The 20648-nt window shown below is 52.4% G+C and carries 18 protein-coding genes; all 18 read right to left on the bottom strand.

All coding sequences use genetic code 11. The features are described from left to right. Positions 1-119: 119 nt before the first annotated feature. Complete coding sequence (locus RZA33_RS05760) at positions 120-1070, bottom strand: AEC family transporter (protein ID WP_317506901.1); 951 nt, start codon at positions 1068-1070, stop codon at positions 120-122. 98 nt (positions 1071-1168) lie between these two features. Beyond that, complete coding sequence (locus tag RZA33_RS05755) at positions 1169-2185, bottom strand: Ldh family oxidoreductase (RefSeq protein WP_317506900.1); 1017 nt, start codon at positions 2183-2185, stop codon at positions 1169-1171. Positions 2186-2289: 104 nt separating this feature from the next. After that, entirely contained in the window at positions 2290-3864 is a 1575-nt protein-coding gene (locus RZA33_RS05750; RefSeq protein ID WP_317506899.1) for an aldehyde dehydrogenase (NADP(+)), read from the bottom strand. Positions 3865-3898: 34 nt separating this feature from the next. Next, entirely contained in the window at positions 3899-4654 is a 756-nt protein-coding gene (locus RZA33_RS05745; protein ID WP_317506898.1) for a FadR/GntR family transcriptional regulator, read from the bottom strand. Between the two features lie 63 nt (positions 4655-4717). Next, positions 4718-5518, bottom strand: a complete 801-nt coding sequence (locus RZA33_RS05740) for an NAD(P)-dependent oxidoreductase (RefSeq protein WP_317506897.1) — start codon at positions 5516-5518, stop codon at positions 4718-4720. Positions 5519-5564: 46 nt separating this feature from the next. Further along, positions 5565-6428 carry an amidohydrolase family protein gene (locus RZA33_RS05735; protein ID WP_317506896.1) on the bottom strand — a complete coding sequence of 288 codons (864 nt, stop codon included), beginning with the start codon at positions 6426-6428 and terminating at the stop codon, positions 5565-5567. After that, positions 6428-7564, bottom strand: a complete 1137-nt coding sequence (locus RZA33_RS05730; RefSeq protein WP_317506895.1) for a mandelate racemase/muconate lactonizing enzyme family protein — start codon at positions 7562-7564, stop codon at positions 6428-6430. Before RZA33_RS05730 ends, RZA33_RS05735 begins: the two co-directional genes overlap by 1 nt. Before the next feature lie 34 nt (positions 7565-7598). Next, positions 7599-8879, bottom strand: a complete 1281-nt coding sequence (locus RZA33_RS05725; RefSeq protein ID WP_317506894.1) for a TRAP transporter large permease — start codon at positions 8877-8879, stop codon at positions 7599-7601. 3 nt (positions 8880-8882) lie between these two features. Continuing rightward, entirely contained in the window at positions 8883-9419 is a 537-nt protein-coding gene (locus RZA33_RS05720; RefSeq protein WP_317506893.1) for a TRAP transporter small permease, read from the bottom strand. 76 nt (positions 9420-9495) lie between these two features. Next, on the bottom strand, positions 9496-10440 hold the full coding sequence (locus tag RZA33_RS05715; protein ID WP_317506892.1) for a TRAP transporter substrate-binding protein: 945 nt from the start codon (positions 10438-10440) through the stop codon (positions 9496-9498). Between the two features lie 188 nt (positions 10441-10628). Further along, complete coding sequence (gene kdgD, locus RZA33_RS05710; protein WP_317506891.1) at positions 10629-11546, bottom strand: 5-dehydro-4-deoxyglucarate dehydratase; 918 nt, start codon at positions 11544-11546, stop codon at positions 10629-10631. 329 nt (positions 11547-11875) lie between these two features. Then, on the bottom strand, positions 11876-13201 hold the full coding sequence (locus tag RZA33_RS05705; RefSeq protein ID WP_317506890.1) for an enolase C-terminal domain-like protein: 1326 nt from the start codon (positions 13199-13201) through the stop codon (positions 11876-11878). Positions 13202-13253: 52 nt separating this feature from the next. Next, the gene (garD, locus tag RZA33_RS05700; protein WP_317506889.1) at positions 13254-14822 is read right to left on the bottom strand and encodes a galactarate dehydratase; all 1569 of its coding nucleotides are present in this window, start codon (positions 14820-14822) and stop codon (positions 13254-13256) included. Further along, positions 14803-16365: a tripartite tricarboxylate transporter permease gene (locus tag RZA33_RS05695; protein WP_317506888.1), complete on the bottom strand. Its 1563-nt coding sequence runs from the start codon at positions 16363-16365 to the stop codon at positions 14803-14805. The genes garD and RZA33_RS05695 overlap by 20 nt, the downstream gene beginning before the upstream one ends. A gap of 17 nt (positions 16366-16382) precedes the next feature. Beyond that, on the bottom strand, positions 16383-16826 hold the full coding sequence (locus RZA33_RS05690; RefSeq protein ID WP_317506887.1) for a tripartite tricarboxylate transporter TctB family protein: 444 nt from the start codon (positions 16824-16826) through the stop codon (positions 16383-16385). A 119-nt stretch (positions 16827-16945) separates the two neighbouring features. Then, positions 16946-18001 carry an ABC transporter substrate-binding protein gene (locus tag RZA33_RS05685; protein WP_317506886.1) on the bottom strand — a complete coding sequence of 352 codons (1056 nt, stop codon included), beginning with the start codon at positions 17999-18001 and terminating at the stop codon, positions 16946-16948. A gap of 96 nt (positions 18002-18097) precedes the next feature. Further along, positions 18098-19012, bottom strand: a complete 915-nt coding sequence (gene kdgD / locus RZA33_RS05680) for a 5-dehydro-4-deoxyglucarate dehydratase (RefSeq protein WP_317506885.1) — start codon at positions 19010-19012, stop codon at positions 18098-18100. A gap of 220 nt (positions 19013-19232) precedes the next feature. After that, positions 19233-19994, bottom strand: a complete 762-nt coding sequence (locus RZA33_RS05675; protein WP_317506884.1) for a metallophosphoesterase — start codon at positions 19992-19994, stop codon at positions 19233-19235. Positions 19995-20648: the final 654 nt, after the last annotated feature.

The raw sequence follows: 20648 nt of genomic DNA, 5'->3' as shown, positions 1-20648 counted from the left end.
AGAACCCAGAACAGCACACTGACCTAGAGTGCTAAGCTGGCTTGCTATAAGTGAAGCCTCAAACCGAGTCTAGTCAGCTTTTAAACCAGCCCCCAAATAAAAAGCGCATTAAAAAGCGGCTATTGTGCGAGCAATCCGAAATAAGTCATTAACCCAATCACCACACTGAACGTCACAAAAGACGCCAGGGTAGCGGTCATTAATGCGCCTGCGGCAATGTCTGCCATACCGTAACGCTGGCCTAACAGCGGATAGATACTCGCCATGGGGGCAGCGGCGAAGAGAATCGCTCCTGCAAGCAGCAGTGGATCTGACGTGGGCATGAGTAAAAACGCCAGCACGATGGCCATCGGATGGAGAATGAGCTTACCCACCACGATTTGGCTGACATCCATAACAACGCCGCGCACCCGAAGGCCGTAGATCGCGCCCCCGATGACAAACAGCGCCGCCGGCCCTGCCGCGTTAGCCACCATATCAATCGACTTGGTGATTGGGCCCGGCAAACTAACGCCCGATATAGCAATCACGACACCGATGGAAATGGCCATCAAGACAGGGTTTTTTATCAGTCGGCTAGCCGTTTGCTTAAGCGTACTAGATAGACCACCACCCGACTGGCGCCCCATCTCCGCCAGGATTAACGCACCAGGTATGATCAGCAGGTTTTCAATAATCATACTTAAGGTCATAAAGGTGACTGCCGGCGGCCCCATTACCATCGCTGCAACGGGATAGCCGGTGAAAGCGCTATTGGAGGCTGACATCCCCAGGGCAAACATCGCCCCGTTTTGCAGCGATTTTTTCTTGATAAACACGGCTAGCCATAAAGCCAGTGCGAAGATGAACACCGACCCTAATCCATAGGCCAATAAATACTCTACGTTAAACACCTCATCAAGAGGGTTTTGCGTCAGGGCACGAATCACTAGAGCAGGTAGCGCAAAGTACATCACGAAGCTACCGACACCCTGCATCTGCTCTCGGTTAATGATCCTCAAGCGCATAGCCACAAAGCCCATACCGATAATTAAAAAGATCGGCGTGGTGATGGCTAATATTTCAAGCATAGGTAGCTTCCCTTCATCGTCACAATACTCGGTGTAATCACACCATGAAGAGGCTGCGGGATCGTCATTAAATGCCTAACGTATTAGGGGTCACGTAATTATTGAGTCGCCAGCGCGTTGAGCTCTTCATACAGTGCCTTAGGGAAAGTAATACCATTGGCTCGACTTCGCTCTCTTGCCTCAAAGCGGCGCTGGGAAGGCAAGCGCGCGCCTTGGCCCAAAATACTATCGAAAAGGACTTCCGCATGTTCGAGATGATTCGCTGTGTTCTTGCCCAGAAAAGCCTCCGGCGATATCGCGATGATCAGCTCGCCATGAAAGGGCTTGCCGGTTTTCTCGGCATTCGCTGCCTGGGTTTCATGGCCCAGCAGGTCGCCAATCAGCGGGCCCGCCAACAGCTCCACCATGGTGGAAAGCGCAGAGCCTTTATAGCTGCCAAAGGGCAACATAGCGCCAGCGAGTGCTGCCACCGGGTCAGTCGTCGAATTTCCTTCACTATCAATCGCCCACCCTTCGGGGATCGATTGACCCGCTCGCCGATGCAGCTCTATCTCGCCACGGGCGACCACGCTGGTGGCAAAATCAAACGTATAGGGCGTACTCCCTGGGCGTGGCCATGAGAAAGCGATGGGGTTAGTGCCCAAGAGGGGCAAAGTGCCGCCTGCTGGGGCCACAAAGGCGTGGCTGGGGGTCATCGCTAACGCTACCAGCCCCTCTGCTGAAAGCGCTTCGACTTCGGGCCACAGCGCTGAAAAGTGAAAGCTATTATTAATCGCAAGCGCCGCAATCCCGCTGCGTTTAGCTTTCTCGATCAAATGTGGCTTACCCATTTCAAACGACAGCAGCGAACAGCCTTGATTGGCGTTAACCTTGACAACACTGGCTGCCTGGTCAGTGATAGTCGGCTCGGCCTGGGTATCAACACCGCCATTTAAGGCAGTTTGGACACAGCCAATCAGCCGATATAAACCGTGGGAATGGCACTCATCACGCTGGGCCGCCATAACGCTGCGCGTAATCGCATCGGCGTGGGGCTGGCTAAAGCCGTTATGAGTGAGCACCTTATTGCTCAGCGCTTTGGCTTCTTGTAGAGAAATAGTAATATCATCACTCATAGCATTATTTACCCCTCTTCTTTTAATTATTATTTTAAAAAAGCAATAAAAAAAGCAGGTAAAAAATTACCTGCTTCATTCTTTCTTAAATGGCTAGTCGCTGATTATAGCTCGCGTTTGCCGTCAACTAACCGCGACACCTTCAGCGGATTACCCTCTTTAAGCGCTTCGGGCAGCAAGCCTTCAGGCAGGGACTGGTAACATACCGGGCGTAAGAAGCGGTGAATGGCCGCCGAACCCACAGACGTTGTGCGTGAATCGGATGTGGCCGGGAATGGGCCGCCGTGCACCATGGCATGGCACACCTCAACGCCGGTAGGCCAACCATTGGCGAGAATACGCCCAGCCTTACGCTCAAGCGTAGGCAGCAGTGCTTTGGCGGCATCCAAGTCAGCATCGTCCATGTGCAGCGTGGCGGTGAGCTGGCCTTCTAGGTGCTCAGCTACTCGTTTTACTTCCGCCGCATCTGCGCACTCAACAATCAACGAGCTGGCACCGAACACTTCCGCTTGCAGCGCTTCAGATGCTAGGAAATCGCTCGCTGAAGCGGCAAACAAGCCTGTCTGGCACTGATAGTCGCCGCCGGTTTGGCCGCGGGCAATTTCACGCACCTTGTCAGCGCTGCTCAAGCTGGCTACGCCGTCTTGATAAGCGCGGTGAATACCCGGCGTTAGCATGGTTTGCGCGCCACTGGCTTCCACGGCACCTCGCGCTGCTTCAATGAAGGCATCCAACTCAGGGCCTTTTTCCGCGATGACCAGGCCAGGATTGGTGCAGAACTGGCCCGCGCCCATGTTGAGCGAGCCGACAAAGGCTTCACCCAGTTCTTTACCGCGCGCTTTTAGCGCCGCCGGTAGCAAGAACACAGGGTTAATGCTGCTCATCTCGGCATAAACCGGGATCGGCTGCGGCCGCGCTTGGGCAGTTCTCATTAGCGCCATACCGCCGCTACGCGAGCCGGTGAAACCAACGGCTTGAATGCGCGGGTCATCGACCAGCGCCTGGCCGATTTCATTACCCGCGCCAAACAGCAGTGAGAAAACGCCTTCCGGCAAGTTGCAGGCTTTTACGGCTTTTTGAATCGCTTGTCCGACTAACTCAGAGGTACCCGGGTGCGCGGAGTGGCCTTTCACCACCACCGGGCAGCCGGCAGCCAGCGCTGAAGCGGTATCACCACCGGCCACTGAGAACGCCAGCGGGAAATTGCTGGCGCCGAATACGGCTACTGGGCCCAGGGCAATATGGCGCTGGCGCAGGTCTGCGCGGGGCAGCGGCTGACGGTCCGGCATGGCCGGGTCGACGCGTACATCAAGCCACTCGCCGGCACGCACGACAGAAGCAAACAACCGCAGTTGCCCGCAGGTTCTGCCCCGCTCGCCTTCGATGCGCGCTTGGGGTAAGCCGGTTTCAGCCATGCCACGTTCAACCAGCTCGCTGCCAATGGCTTCAATTTCACTAGCGATAGTTTCTAGAAACGTTGCTCGTTCTTCGAGGGACGTTTCGCGGTAAGTCGCATACGCCGTTTCAGCAAGCTCAGTGGCCTGCTCAACGTGGGCTCGACTGCCACCAACATAGATGGGATCTAACTTTTCACCGGTGGCGGGGTTAATCGCCTGAATATTGGCCTGGGTGCCAGTCACTGTTTGTTGACCGATCAGCATTTCGCCTCGAATTGTCATACGTCGCTCCTTTATAGGGATAGGGTCAGTCATATCACTGGTCGCGATATTGGGCATAGGTATTGCGCGCCCGATTAAGGTGCTGATACATCGTTTCGCGGGCCGCTTGAGCATCACGAGAAAGAATAGCTTCTAGAATATAGGTATGCTCTTCCTGAACGCGCTCTAGATAGCGCTCAGAGGAGATAGGATTAATATCAATGCTTAGCAGCTTCGCGCGAGGAATCACACTCTGGCTCCACTGCTGGTAAAAAGATTGGAAAAAGGGATTTTTAGTCGCTGTAGCGATCGCAAAGTGGAACAAATAGTCCTCTTCGCGCGCTTGGGTTTTAGCGGCATACGCATTGCTAAAGGCAACATGTTGGGCTTCGAGCCGTTGGCGATCTTCATCGTCATGGCGCAATGCCGCCAGCTCCGCCGCTGCAGGCTCTAACGTTAAGCGGAGTTCCAGCAGGTGCAGGATATCTTCCACAGTGGTCGGATTGATACGCTCAGCAGGCCGTGCTTCTACCATAGAAGAACGCAGCACCGAGGTACCTACACCACGGCGGGTTTCAACTAGTCCCAACGATTTAAGGTGGGTAATCGCCTCACGGATCACCGTGCGACTCACCCCGAAGGAGTCACACAGGCTATTCTCGGTGGGCAGTTTTTCACCTACCGCAACTTTGCCCTGGGTGATCAACGCTTCCAGTTGATCGGCCACGTGAACGGACAAGCTTCCCTGTTGCGTCACTTTATTTACTTGGAGCGGTTTTAGGGCAGATGCCGTTGCGCTGGGTTTGGCCATGGAAGCTATCCTTAGTTAATACTAGTTGTATTATATCGTACAACCTAGCTCTAATAAGCACCACTAAACGTCGTCAGGGTGGCCTATTTTAGTGAATTTACCGCCTTGATAACGTACCGCTAAATCGCTGCCGTCAATATCACGATCCAGCTGTTCGGTTTCTTCCCGCCAAGGCTCAGAGGTATCTTGGGGCCGCCAGCCCAAAAAGCCTGCATGGGCGTTATCCCACCACTTTTCAGCATTGTCCGAGGCGCCGTAGATGACCGTATAGCCTAAACGTGGCGTTACAAAAGCGCGCTGCAACAGGCTAACAAAATCCGCCAGACTCAGCCACGTCGCCATCATGCGAGTATCGGCTGGCTTATCGAAGCAGGAGCCAATTCTAACGCTCAAGGTCTCTACACCAAATTTATCATGGTACAAGCTGGCGAGATTTTCGCCAAAGCACTTGGACACGCCATACAGCGAATCGGGCTTTTGCACTACCTGGGTGTCTATCCGCTGATTGCGCTCGTAAAAGCCGATGGTGTGGTTGGAACTGGCAAACACAATCCGCGGTTTACCCTGTTTGCGGGCCGCCTCATAAAGGTGATAAGTGCCCATAATGTTGGCCTGCAAAATGGCCTTCCAGGGACTTTCTACTGACATACCGCCCAAGTGAACGATGCCATCGCAATCGCGTACCAAGTCTGCAACAGCGTTCATGTCGCTAAGATCGGCTTGAACCAGCTCCTCGCCCTCTCCAGCGGTGCCTAAATCCGCAATATCGGAGAGGCGAACATGCTTGGCGAGTTGTGATAGATGGGGACGCAGGCTTTTACCTAGGCCACCGGCCGCACCGGTCACTAGAATACGATTTAACATACTCACTCCTTATTCTTTTGTAAAAGTCATTAAATACAGAGCTGTTTTAAAAGCCGTATAGCGCTGCGGGGTTATCCACCAAAATCTTTTGGCGGGTGCTTTCATCGGCCCAATGCAGCAAAACGTCCAATTGTTCGGCATCGTTGGGGAATTGCTCCCTGGGCACGCCGACATGCGGCCAGTTGGTTCCCCAAATAATACGCTCGGGGGCGTGCTGAATGAGCCGTTTAGCAATGGGCCCCACATCGGTATAATCCGGCCCGCCGGTGAGGCTGGCTTCATAGCCTGCGCAGATTTTTATCCACGCATTGCCGCGATCCAGCAAGCTAAGCAGCTGGTCAACGCGATGATCGTCAGCGGCTACCGGCGGCATAAACTTGCCGATATGATCAATGATGTAATCGGTTTCGATCGCTTTTAGCGTGGCCACATGGTCATCAAGCTCACGGCCATTAAACTGCACCATTAAGTGCCAGCCGAAACCTTTTATCCGTGCTTCAACCTCCGCCAACCGATCTATTCCCACAGCACCGCCGGGCAACTGCATGATTCTGGCGCCGCGTGCCCCTTGAGTGTGAAACGCGTCGATTTGCGATTCGGAAGCATCCGGCGCTACCGCTACAATTGCACGGGCATGTTCCTGCCCTATTTCCGCCACGCCTTGTAAAATTGCACGGTTATCAAACTGATAGGCGTTAGGTTGGGTCACCACAACACGCTCTAGTGAGAGCCACTGTTGAAGTTTTCGGTAGTCAGCGACCGTTGCCAACTCAGGGATTTTAGGGCCCCCCGGCTGCGCATCAAAGCCAGATAGATACAAGTGAACGTGGCAATCTGTTGCCCCTGCGGGCGCCTTCAAAGCAGGCGGCGTCCCTGTTAGTGGCCGAGTATTAGCGGGGATAGACACCATTATTTCTCCCTAAGTGCGTAGGTGGATAGCGCATCGCGGTTAATTTCAATGCCCAACCCTGGGCCGTCGGGAATCGTCATTACGCCCTGGTGATGTTCAAGGGGCGTTTGCACGACGGCCTGGCGGAAGGGGTTTTCGGTGCGGTCAAACTCCATGATCGGTTCGATCGGGTTGCGGCGTGGCGGGTTGGGCGGCAGCGCGGCCATAAACTGCAGGCTGGCTGCCAAACATACCGCGGTACCCCATACATGGGGCACCAGGCGCACGCCGTGCATGGCTGCCATATCAGCCACCCGGCGTATTTCGCTAAAACCACCTACGCCACAAATATCCGGCTGCACAATGTCCACCGCTCGCCGGGCCAACGGCTCATGCATGGCATAGCGACCGTGCCAGTTTTCACCACTGGCAACAGGTATTGGCTGACCGTCCCGAACCGCTTCGTAGGTGGCAATTTGCTCGGGCAAGACCGGCTCTTCAAACCAGTCGATACCAAAGGGCGCGGCGCGCTTACCCACTTCGATCGCTTCCAGGTAGTCGTAACCGTGATTGGCGTCGATCATCATGCGCATATCAGGACCAATGGCCTCGCGGACGGCAGCAATCACCGCCAAGTCTTCTTCGACATCAAAGCCGATTTTGATCTTGACGGCATGAAAGCCTTCGCGGCGGTAGCCAGCCACTTCAGCGGCAATATCCGTTACCCGATCAACGCCAGCTCGACGAAAAGAACCGGTGGCGTAGGCACGCACGCTGTCGCGAAAACGCCCGCCTAACAGCGTGGAGATCGGTACGCCAAAGTGCTTACCTTTGATATCCCATAATGCAATATCAATACCGCTCAAGGCCGTCACGGTTAAGCCGCGCTGGCCCTGGTCGCGCAAGCGGTTATAAAGCGTTAGCCACACTTTTTCGGTTTGTAGTGGATCTTCGCCAATCAGCGATTGTGCGTAGACATCGACGATCGCCGCATTGGGTTTAGCGGGCCCCAGGCACTCGCCCCAGCCGATGGTGCCATCATCGCAGATGATTTCGACCAGGCAGTGCTGGCGGCGTGAAAAGTGCATTGAAGCACTCTCAAACGCTGTATCGAGTTGGTAATCAAGTAGATGGGTGTTAACGGCGATGACTTTCATTATCTATCCCTTTAAACGCTTGGCTAAATCGGTCTTATTGGAAAAAGCGGGGCAGCGTCAGTGAGATAGCAGGCACATAAGTCACCAGCATCAAAGCCGCAAACAACGCTAAGAAGAACGGCCAAATAGTGCGCACCGCCTCCTCAATTTTTATTTTGCCGATGACACAGCCAACAAATAGGCACGCACCTACCGGAGGGGTACATAAGCCAAGCCCCAGGTTCATCATTAAAATAATGCCGAACTGAATTGGGTCCATGCCGAACTGCATGGCAACCGGCAGGAAAATAGGCGTACAAATAAGAATTAATGCCGCCATGTCCATAATCATGCCTAATATCAACAAGATGACATTAAGCATAAGAAAGATAACCACCGGCTTATCGGAAATAGCCATTAACCCGGTGGTCAGCATTTCCGGGACATTATAGAGTGCCAGCAGGTAAGAGAAGGCCGATGCACACCCAACTAAGATCATGACTAACGAGGTCGTTTTTACCGACTGCACAACGGCTGCTTTAAACGACGCCCAGGTCAATTCCCGATACACTAACCCCGTAACAATAATGGCGTAGATAGCGCCAAAGGCGCCGGATTCAGTGACGGTTAAAATACCTGAGAGTACCCCACCGACAATGATAACGGCGGTCATTAAACCGGGCAGTGATGCAAAAAAGCTGATAATCAGCGCATTCCACCCCGGAAACGCTTCACCCTTATAACCACGCTTCACCGCCACCACGTAGGCCGCTACGGCTAGGCTAAGGCACATCAAAATACCGGGAACAATACCGGCGATAAACAGTTGGGTAACCGAGATACCCCCGCCTGCCGCTACCGCATACAGAATCATATTATGGCTAGGCGGAATCACCACGCCGGCCACCGACGAGGTGACAGTCACGTTCACCGCATAGTCGGCATCGTAGCCTTTCTCTTTCATCACCGGAATTAGAATAGAGCCTAACGCCGAGGTATCCGCCACGGCCGAGCCAGAGATGCCGCCAAACAGCATGGAAGAACTGATATTCACCATCCCTAAACCACCGCGCACCTTCCCCACCATGGCCGAGGCCAAGCGTACGAGGCGAGTGGAAATCCCCCCGTGCATCATCAGCTCACCGGCAAAGATAAAGAACGGAATCGCCAGTAATGAAAAAACGGAAATACCGGAGAGAATGCGTTGAAAGGCCACAAACAGCGGCAAGCCTTCATAAAGAAAGGTCACAACGGCAGCCAAGCCAACGGCAAAAGCAACCGGCGCGCCAACTAGCAGACCCAGAAAAAAGATCCCGAAAAGAATGATAAGACCCATTGTTTATAACCTCTTCTCTTTTCGAGACATTAAGCGCTGCGTTATATCCGCCGCGGCAAACAGCATGATCAACACGCCGCATATCACCAGGGGAGCCGCACGCCAACTTTCTGACAGCCCTATCATGGGAATAGCACGTTCCAAGTTGGTCATCACTAAGGTCCAGCCTTGGAAGGCCATAAAGCCGCCAAACGCTAAAATAAAAAGATCAGCAAGATGGTACATTAAGCTACGCAAAGGGCCGGTAAAGCTCTCGCGTATAAAGTCAATATTCAGATGGGTATGGTGCCTTACGCCTGCCGCTGCGCCCAAACAAGTGATATAAACCACCAGCACTAATGAGGCTTGTTCAACCCAGGTCGGCGTATTATTAAGCACATAACGGCCAAAAACTAACCATCCAAATATTAAAATAAGGGTAACTAACAGGACACCCGCAACCAGAATACATAAACTGGCAACACCGTCTAAGATTCGATTCAGTGGGCCGCTTTCTTCCGGTTCTTGCTTATCGAGCTGCGATTCAAGTTCAACACTCACGGCACATTTCCTTTTCAACTTCCGGCAGCCAGGAAGAAACAACTCGCTAACTGCCGTAAGCGTGTGGACGATAAGATCACTCGGTGGCGCGAATTTCCTCGATCAGCTCACCCGTACCAGGGTTATTAGCAATAAACTCTTCGTACATGGGTTCCATAAGCTCTTGGAAAGCCGCTTTACTGTCTACTTCGTTAATCTCTACACCATGGTCGAGAACGATTTGGCGACTTTCTTCAGAGCTTTCCACCCATAGCTCACGTTGGCGCTCTGAGGCTTTTTCACCTACCTCACGGATGATTTCCTGATCTTCTTGTGAGAGTTCTTCCCAGCTAGATTTAGCCACGCACAAACACTCGGGAATAATCAGGTGCTCGGTTAACGAGTAGTAACCCGTTGCTTCGTAGTGGTTGCTCGTCTCAAAAGAGGGATAGTTATTCTCAGCACCATCAAGCACGCCAGTGGTTAAGCTTTGATAAACCTCACCATAGGACATTGGCGTGGCGTTACCGCCCATGGCAGCAATCATGTCGACATAAAGATCGTTGTTCATTACCCGAATCTTTAAGCCTTCAACATCTTCAGGGGTATGAATAGGGCGCTTGGTGTTATAGATGCTGCGTGCGCCTGAGTCGAACCACGACAGAACCACTAACCCTTTATCCTCAAGCGCATCGGCGAAGCGTTCACCAATTTCACCATCCATGACCGTGTGCATATGTTCGATATCGTTAAACAAAAAAGGCAACGAGAACACGTTGGTTTCTGGGACAATAGGACCCATCGGCCCCATATTAAAGTTGGCAAAATCCAGCGCTCCGTTGCGGGTTTGCTCAATAGCATCTGACTGATCACCCAGCACGGCGTTGTTATAAACGCGCGGGTTAACGCGCCCTTCCGTTTGCTCCGCCACGGCATCGGCAAACTCTTCTAGCGCCACGGTATTAGGGTAACCTTCCGGATGAATGTTCCACCCGCGCCAATCTTCCGCCTGGGCAGGTAGCGCAAGAGCCATAAGTGCCATCAGGCTTGCTGTAGGCGCTAGAATCTTTAAAGTGCGGTTTTTTAAGGTAGGTAATTTTAAAATACGAGTATTGATAGCGCTATTATTCGTAGGGCTGGCGCTCATGCAGTTATTGTTTGTGCGCATTTCTAACATCCTCTTATTATTGATATTTTTTACTAATATTTGTTTTTATAGCGGATACTGGCTTAGTGTTTTTTTGCTACATCGATAAGCTTTTTAAGCTTCTGGCACTCCTCCTGGGTTGGCATTACAAGTGGCGCACGCACATTGCCCGCAGGACGACCAATGATGTCTGCGCCTGCTTTGATCAGGCTAACGGCATAGCCCGCTTTTCGATCCCTGAGATCCACGAAAGGAATAAAAAAGTCATTGGTGATCTGTTTCACAACGTCTTTATTACCTTTGCGCAACTCCTTGTAAAATTTCACCGCCATTTCGGGCACGAAATTGAACACCGCTGATGAGTAGGTATTCACGCCAATGGAGACATAGGCCTCGGCAAAAATTTCAGCCGTAGGCACACCGCCGATATACACCAAACGGTCACCGACGGTTTTGACGATTTTGTTTAACGCCTGAATATCGCCTTTGCCATCTTTCAGCCCAATCAAATTAGGGCAGTGGTCGGCGAGCTGCTGAACCGATGAGGCGTTCAGAATGCCGTTGCCGCGGTTGTAATAAATCACGTTGATGGCAGTGGCATCACAAATCTGACGCGCATATTCCACCAAGCCATCCTGGGGGCACTCGGTGAGGTACGGCGGCATCAGCAAAATGCCATCGGCGCCCGCTTCTTCTGCCGCTTTTGCAAAGGCTTTGCCTGTTTCAACACTTAAGCCTGCGCTGGCAATCACCGGTAGACGCCCGTCAATCACCTCGACCGCCACACGAACAATTTCACGGTACTCGTCTAGTGATAGGCTAAAAAACTCCCCGGTACCGCCCGCAACAAAAACCGCCGATATCTCGTGGCTGATGAACCACTCAAGCCGCTTACGGTAGCTCGCTTCATCAAAACGGCCCTGGCTATCGAAGTCCGTGATGGGGAACGACAGTAGGCCATCGCCGATGGCATTGGTTACAGCTTCTCTTGAAAATGTCACATTGCGCCCTCTTTGTGAATGCGCTGACCATTGAGTGAGCAAACATAATCAACTGGTCAATAATTTTTGTAATACATCATACAACTAGAAGGTAAGTATCAGCGGGGAATAGCGCAAGCAGAACTATCGAAATTTAAACCAAAGTAGCAGTCTCTACGTGCAGATATGAATTCAGGACTAAAGACTAAAGTTTATAGTTTTAGCTCGTGCGCCTAGTATTAATTGCTCTGCCTACCAACAGCAATATATGTGCTAATAGCAGGCAGATTTTCAATAGAGAGGGTTAAGCACCTCCTGCCAATAGAATAAGCAGATGAACCAATAAATAATCAGCGGACCAAAGCGGGCTTTTTCGGATCAAACTCCCATCCAGGAATTAAAAATTGCATCGCCATGGCGTCATTGCGCTGCGTGGTATCAAGCGACTTATAAAGATTGTGCGCCTCCATAAGCTTGTCTTCGTCCAACTCAACGCCCAGCCCTGGCGTGGTGGGCACCTTGAGCTTGCCATCGCGGATGAGCAAAGGATCTTTAGTGATACGCTGCCCGTCTTGCCAAATCCAGTGGGTATCAATCGCCGTAATCTCACCCGGACAAGCCGCCGCCACGTGGGTCATCATGGCAAGCGAAATATCGAAATGGTTATTACTGTGAGAGCCCCAGGTCATGCCCCACTCATTGCAAAGCTCACCGACTTTGACAGCGCCTTGCATGGTCCAGAAATGGCAGTCTGCCAAAGGTATATCAACAGAATTAAGCTGAACGGCGTACTGCAGCTGTTTAAAATCTGTCGCGATCATATTGGTCGCCGTAGGCAGGCCGGTGCGCTTCTTAAACTCGGCCATGGTCTCGCGCCCAGAGTAGCTCTCTTCCTGGCCACAGGGGTCTTCGGCATAGCTAAGCAGGTGCTTGATCGGCTCTAGTACGCGCACCGCTTCATCGAGCGTCCAGGCACCATTGGGGTCAAGCGTTAAGCGTGCCTCTGGGAATGCTTCATGCAGCGCGCGAATGCAATCGGCCTCCTCTTCGCCACGTAATACACCGCCTTTTAGCTTGAAGTCTTTAAACCCATAACGCTCATAGGCAGCTTTGGCTAAATTAGCCACAGCATCGGGTGTTAGTGCTTCCTGGTAGCGTATTTCGTCCCAGGCATCTTGCGGGTTATGCGCTTTAGGGTACGGCAGGTCTGTCTTGCCCGGGTCGCCCAGTAAAAACAGGTAGCCCAAGGCCTCGACTTCATCACGCTGACGGCCATATTGCCCCAGCAGGTCAGCCACGGGCAGCTGTAGCGCCTGACCATAGAGGTCTAATAGTGCGGACTCAATTCCCGTGATGACATGGACCGCTACGCGCAGATCAAATGTCTGCCGGCCCCGCTCTTCGCGCCCGTTCTGCGCTAATCGCAGGCGAACCTGATTAAGCGTGTGCTTAATATTATTGATCTGCGAGCCTTCTACTAACGCACGGCACTGCTCCAGCCCTTTAAGAATACCGCCACTGGAAGGAATCTCACCGACGCCTTGATTACCGGCATCGTCTTCAAGGATGACCACACAGCGGATAAACCAGGGTGCATGGCCGCCGCTAAGATTCAGCAAAAAGCCGTCGTAGCCAGCGACAGGCACCACTTTCATTGATTTAATTTTCGGGAACATAGCGTGTCTACCTCTTATATTAATCATCTAACTTGAGAAATTATTTTAAAGATCAAGTCACCGGCGCAGGATTAAACAGCACCAAGTCATTGTGGATACCCAACCGATCAGCGGCAGCCTGTTGACGTCCGCTTGCTACGTCGAGAATCAGGTGAAAAAGCTCCCAGCCCACCTCTTCGATACTGGCATCGCCAGTAGCAATGCGGCCCGCATCCAGGTCGATAATGTCATGCCAACGGTTGCCCAACGTGGAGTTAGAGGAAACCTTCAGCACCGGCACCATGGCCAGGCCATAAGGAGTGCCACGCCCCGTTGTGAACACCTGTAAGTTCATACCTGCGGCTAACTGAAGCGTGCCACAGATAAAGTCGCTAGCCGGGGTGGCAGCGAAGGTTAGCCCTTTACGGCGCAGCCGTTCACCGGGGCCAATGACATCGACGATTGGCGCGTTGCCTGATTTAATCACTGACCCCAGCGCCTTCTCGACCACGTTGCTGAGTCCGCCTTTCTTGTTGCCTGGCGAGGGGTTGGCACTGCGATCTGCCTGTCCTTGAGATAGATAGTCGTCGTACCAAGCCATTTGCTCAATCAACGCTCTACCCACTTGCTCATCGATCGCCCTGGGCGTCAGCAGGTGGATAGCATCACGGACTTCGGTGACCTCAGAGAACATCACGCTTCCACCCGCCCTTACGATCAAATCAGTCGCAAAGCCCACCGCCGGGTTAGCCGTCACCCCCGAAAAGGCATCGCTGCCGCCACACTGCATACCGACCACTAGCTCCGACGCTGGGCAGGTTTCACGCTGACGGCGATTGAGCCGCTCAAGGTGGCGTTCCGCCATGGCCAAAATGCCCTCAACCATCTCGCCGAAGCCCTGAAAGGATTCATCTTGAAGACTCAGCACGTTGGCTTCAGGGTCGGCCGCCTCGGTGTTTTCGTAAATTCTCACCGGTCGGTCGGCAAGCAGTGTCGAGGGTTGCAGTTTTTCGCAGCCCAAACCGATCACCATTATTTCGTTGCCGAAGTTAGGATTCAGGGCGATATTTTTAAGCGTGCGAATCGGTACAATCGCCGCCGGTGCATTAATGGCGACCCCGCAGCCATAGGAGTGATTAAGCCCCACAACATCGTCCACGTTGGGGAAGCGCGGCAGCAGTTCGTTTTTAATCCGCTTCACAACGAAGTCGACAGTACCGGCGACACACTGAACACTCGTTGTGATACCCAGCACGTTCTTAGTACCTACGCTGCCATCCGGATTACGAAAACCTTCAAAGGTGTACCCTTCCAGGACCTCCATCGCGGGTATCTCACGCGTGGCCAGGGGTAACTCGTCCAGCGCTGGCGCTGTTGGAAGCCGTACATTCGTCTCGTTCACGTGGCTACCGCGCGAAATGCTCGCCAACGCTTGGCCGATGACCTCGCCATAACGAACAACCTGGTCGCCTTCAGCAATGTCCGCTAGCGCCACCTTGTGGCCTTGCGGGACAGCCATTGTGGTGGTGATGCATCCCACAATGGCGGTGCCTTCAGCGAGACCGCCCTGCTCGACCACGATGGCGACGTTATCGTTGGGATGCACACGGATCACACGCGTATTAGTCGTTGTCTTTGTCATGACGCTTTCCTGAGGCTGTGTGTGTACTGCCCGTCACTTGGGTCAGCTCCATTTTTTGCCTAGCGCGGGACTTAACACTCATGACAATCGCGAACATTACCGAGGCAATAATCAACCCCCACAACACCATGGCAATGGGGCTCTTGGTGAAGAAGATTGAGTAAGTACCGAACGACTCCAGGCTCTTGACGAAGTAGATCTCGGCCTGGCTTCCCAAGATGAAACCAATGATAAGCGGGGCCACTTCTAGGCCAACTTTCTGCACCAGGTAACCTAAGATGCCGAAAATAAGCAGCGTCCAGACGTCAAACATGATCCCGTAGTTGATGGCATAAGCACCCACCACACACATCATCACAATGAGCGGAAAGAGAATATGCTTAGGCACCATCACCACTTTGGCGATGTACTTAATGGCATAAAACATTAAGAAGAACATCACGATATTGGCGAACACCAGCGCCGTCATCATGATGTACCAGGTCTCAGTATTCTCGGGAATAAATAGCGGACCGACCTGAATGCCCTGCAGCGTGAATGCGCCAATCAGCACAGCCGTCGTTGAGTCACCGGGAATACCCAGCGATAGCAAGGGGATCAATGCACCGCCGGTCAATGCATTGTTGGCCGACTCAGAGGCAATAAGCCCTTGGGGCGCCCCTTTACCCATTTGCGATGAATCCCGCGTTAAGTTTTTCTCTTGGGTATACGCCAACACCGAGGCAGCGCTACCGCCAACCCCGGGCAGCATGCCAACAAAGGTGCCGATAAAGGATGAACGCACTAGGTTAGTCAGGCGTCCGTTAAAGATCGAAAACGTAAAACCGCTACCCTTGCTAATTTTGATGCGTTCGTTGGCCAAGTCATTCTTAACACCCTTTTCGGCCTCAAGCAGAATTGTGGAAATACCGAAAATGCCAATCAGTACCGGCAACAGGGCAAACCCTTCAAATAAGTAGGGTTCCATGAAGTCGAACATCAGCCGAGTCTTGCCATTGCCGCCATCCGAGGTACTGTAGTTACCAATTAGGCTCAGCCAGATGCCAATGACACCACTAAAAAGGCCGATCAGCATGCTGCTGGACAGTGAGGCAATGACACTCAATGCCAGCAAGATGATCAGAAACTTCTCCACGTAGGAGAACTTGATCGAGAAATCGGCCAGCATAGGGGCAAAAAAGAAAAGTATAGCGGCGCTGATAAGCCCACCGATCACTGAAGCGATGACGCAGATTTTTAACGCCTTCTCCCCCTCGCCTTTTTGGGCCATGGGGTAGCCATCAAAGGTGGTAGTGATAGAAGACGGCGTGCCGGGAATATTCAGCAGCACCGCTGGCACCATCCCGCCGGAAATCCCCCCCACATAAAGACCAAGCAACAACGCTAGGCCGTGGTGCAACCCAAGGGCGTAGGTTAACGGCAGACAAACAGCCACCGCCATGGTGGCGGTCATGCCGGGAATAGCGCCAAAGATGATACCCACTAGGGCACCGAACCCGGCAAGTAAAAAGAAGGTTATGTCGAGAAGTGAGAGGAATTCCATGGTGGCACTCGCTCCGGTCACGGTAAGGTGATAGTGAACAGCTTGGCGAGAACAAACCAGGCCAGACTAGGTGCGACGATGGCATTGACCACCAAGATGGTAAGGGCTTTTTTCGTCCAGTCATGCAAATAGAGCAGTGACATAAGGAATACGAAAGCGATCGAAACCATCAGGAAGCCATAGCCTGTGTAGGGGAACATGTCACCCACCACAGCCATTAAATAAAAATACGCCGCGATCAGGATGAGAGTACCGAAAAAACGGAAATTATCCCTGGCCTCACCAATGATGGGCATTGTGCGTTCTCCCCGCTTCACTGCGGCCATAAAAGGAATTACCTTCAATACCAAAATCAAGGCAAATAGAATCGCCATGATCCAATGGATAATCCTCGGGAAGAACAGGTGGGAGGTCCCGAAATCGATCGAGACACTGAGCAGACTTGACAGACCTGATTCCATAATGGCTCCGGGCATAAGCAGCAGGGTATCCTGCTTACCATTGTTCTTTCTATAGCGGTTCTATAGTGGTTCACGCATAGGTGAGGCACCCGCCGCTCACGCAGCGGCTGCCATACCCTTTACTTGATGTTGCTGATGATTTCTTCGTAGCGAGCCATTTTATCGGCGAGATACTCCGAGGCTTCATCAGAAGGCTTGAAGTTGGGGATAAAGAAGGCGTCCTTCTGAATCTCCTGGATTTCACCTTCCTCATAGATATCCGCTAGCGCTTCATCGATTTGCTCAACAATCGCCGGATCCATGTCTTTGTTGTAAAGAAAGAAGAATTCCTTATCGAAAGTGAAGCTCTCATCGTCACCCATGGTGACATGCACGTTCGGTTCTACATACTGCAGCAGTTGCTCGCGAGATGTTTGACCGAGTCCCTCTTCTGGGGCCTGCTCAATAGTATCTTGACGCGCCGTCAACCAGACAAAACGCATCGCTTTTTGGTCATCTTCAGGTAAACGGGTGTACTGCTCGTTAGCCTGTACAGTGCCATTAATCACATCGGCTTGACCGTCAAAAAGTTGCTGGTTTTTGTCGGATTGAGAGCCAGTGTTAACAGCGACCAGGTTATCTTCCTGCCCAGGATGCTCAATGGAGATAGCATTCTTCAGGGCACTGAAGCCAATCTCCGAGACGCCGCCCGGCTGGATCGCGACCCGCACGGTCTCGCCATCGCCTACGGCAGCAATGATGTCGTCAAGGGTTTCGTAGGGCGAATCTTTCGGCACCAGATAGGCATTGCCTGGATTGATGGCGACAGTCGGCCCGACGGTATATTTCTCAAAAATATTGTCGTAGCCTTCGACACCATACAGGTAGCCAAGATAGGCTTGATCGTGGAAGATCATTAGCGTGTTGCCGCGAGAATCACGGTCAAGGGTACGGAAGGCAGAGCTGGCACCAACCGCATCTACTTTCATGTTGAGGTCCAGCTTTTCAGCCAACTGGTCAACAACAATGTTTGAGTTTTGATACGTATCGCCGCCGGTGGACGTTGAGCCGATAACTACGCGGACATTGCCGCGCAACGGGCCATCCTGGGCCATTGCCACGCCAGAGCTGACGCTCAATGCTGCCATCAGCGCTGCTGTGCCTACACTTGTCATTAACTTATTGGAAACGATCATACTTTCACCTCTTTTGCTCATTGTAAAATTGTTATAGCTCAGTGGTTTAATGAGTTAGCGATTTAATGAGTCAGTCATTTAGTGATAAGTGGCTTATCACTCCTTAACGCTATCAATCAGCTTTTTAAGCTCCTGGCACTCCTCCTGGGTTGGCATTACAAGTGGCGCACGCACATTGCCCGCAGGACGACCAATGATGTCTGCGCCTGCTTTGATCAGGCTAACGGCATAGCCCGCTTTTCGATCCCTGAGATCCACGAAAGGAATAAAAAAGTCATTGGTGATCTGTTTCACAACGTCTTTATTACCTTTGCGCAACTCCTTGTAAAATTTCACCGCCATTTCGGGCACGAAATTGAACACCGCTGATGAGTAGGTATTCACGCCAATGGAGACATAGGCCTCGGCAAAAATTTCAGCCGTAGGCACACCGCCGATATACACCAAACGGTCACCGACGGTTTTGACGATTTTGTTTAACGCCTGAATATCGCCTTTGCCATCTTTCAGCCCAATCAAATTAGGGCAGTGGTCGGCGAGCTGCTGAACCGATGAGGCGTTCAGAATGCCGTTGCCGCGGTTGTAATAAATCACGTTGATGGCAGTGGCATCACAAATCTGACGCGCATATTCCACCAAGCCATCCTGGGGGCACTCGGTGAGGTACGGCGGCATCAGCAAAATGCCATCGGCGCCCGCTTCTTCTGCCGCTTTTGCAAAGGCTTTGCCTGTTTCAACACTTAAGCCTGCGCTGGCAATCACCGGTAGACGCCCGTCAATCACCTCGACCGCCACACGAACAATTTCACGGTACTCGTCTAGTGATAGGCTAAAAAACTCCCCGGTACCGCCCGCAACAAAAACCGCCGATATCTCGTGGCTGATGAACCACTCAAGCCGCTTACGGTAGCTCGCTTCATCAAAACGGCCCTGGCTATCGAAGTCCGTGATGGGGAACGACAGTAGGCCATCGCCGATGGCATTGGTTACAGCTTCTCTTGAAAACGTCACTTTACGCCCTCTTTTAAAATGTGTTGGCTTTGAAGTGAGTAGGTATCATCAGCTGGCCAACAGCTTATGTCATACATCATACAACCAGACAATAAATACCAACGGTACGTGGCGCAAGTAGAACCAACGGAATTTAAACCAAAGTAGCAGTAGCGACTAGACGGGTCATATAAAGATAAGCAGCCTAGACTTATGGCTAAGCTTTTGAAAAATTGAGGCTTTAAACCTCAATCACACACTCCGGCTTAAATAACTTAGGAGTGAATTCATAAGGATAACCGCCGGGGTTGGCGATAACGCGGGTGCCGTTACGCAACATATCGACTGGCTCATGAACATGCCCATGCACCCACACATCCATCTTGCCCATTAAGTGAGGCAGGTTGGAAGCAAACGCAGGGGAAAGCACATCGCCCAGGTATTGGCCGGGAATACAGTCATGCAGCGGGGCATGGTGGCTCACCACTACTTTGGGCCCATCAAAGGGTTTAGCCAACTCACTTTCTAACCAGTCAAGCGCCTCGGCATGTAGTTGTCGGCTTGCGTCGGGGGTGAAAACACGCCCTGGAGCGGTTTGCACGATGCGGTAGTCGGGCATATAACGCAGTGCCTTAGACTCAGTCTCGGCAGGGTTTTGGGTCGGATCTCCAGCGTAAAGCGCAAAGTCAGTCCATAGCGTAGTGCCGTAAAAGCGTACGCCATTAAGGGTGACGGCACGATTGTCCAGAAGCTCAATGTCGAGCCGTTCGGCTTCGAGCGCCAACTCATCGCGTAACAGCGGCATGCAGGTATCGTAGAATTCGTGATTGCCAGGCACATAGATAATCGGTGTATTCGGAAAACGGTGACGGGCCCAAGCCAGCCCCTCGCTCTTGCGATGAATATCCCCGGCTAGAATAACCACATCAGCGTCCACCTCCGGCAGCTCGCGGTAGCCATCAAAAAACTCCAGGTGTAGATCAGACAAGATTCGCAGTCGCATATAACCCCTAAGATACTGATTAAATTGTTTTACCCATCTTAGATCAATTTAACTCAGGGCATTAGTGAAGTGATCGCTTACTCTACAGCTTGGCAAGGTAGTGCCCAGCTACTCATGGACTCACCCCTAGTCAATAACGTCTCACAATAATTATGCTGCACTGCAACAAAAAAGCGCTATAATGGAAGTGTAGTCCCACTAGGAGGACCACACTATGACTTGTTCAACAACATCCCCTGCACGCGATAGCGAAGTTCTGGAATTCTGGAGCTTGAATGCTAAATGGCATCATGACGCAGCCGAGGCGCTGAAAGCCTATCTAGGCTAACTCAGGCGCTTTGCTCCCATTGAGACCAAAAGCTGATCACCGAAGCCGGATTAATTTCCGGCTTTTTTTATGGTGCGCCAGGCATGGCGCGCAGCGCCTTGACGGGCGCTATTCCTGAGGGTGGTGCCTCAGGATGACTTGGGGGTGAAAGTCCCCTGCACGCCCGGCAAGGGGAAGTGCTAGCCGACGGCAAGGGTGTCCACCGTGAGGTGGAATCTAAAGGCAGCCTAAGGCAAAACGCTGGCCTGACGAACAGGAAGCGGATACGAGGCGGCATGGCGGGGTGAGATGGCCATAATCATCAAAGCCCGGTACTTGCACGGAAC

This window comes from Halovibrio sp. HP20-59, from assembly GCF_033052795.2.
Taxonomy (GTDB): domain Bacteria; phylum Pseudomonadota; class Gammaproteobacteria; order Pseudomonadales; family Halomonadaceae; genus Vreelandella.
This window is presented reverse-complemented; position numbering and strand designations above follow the sequence as displayed.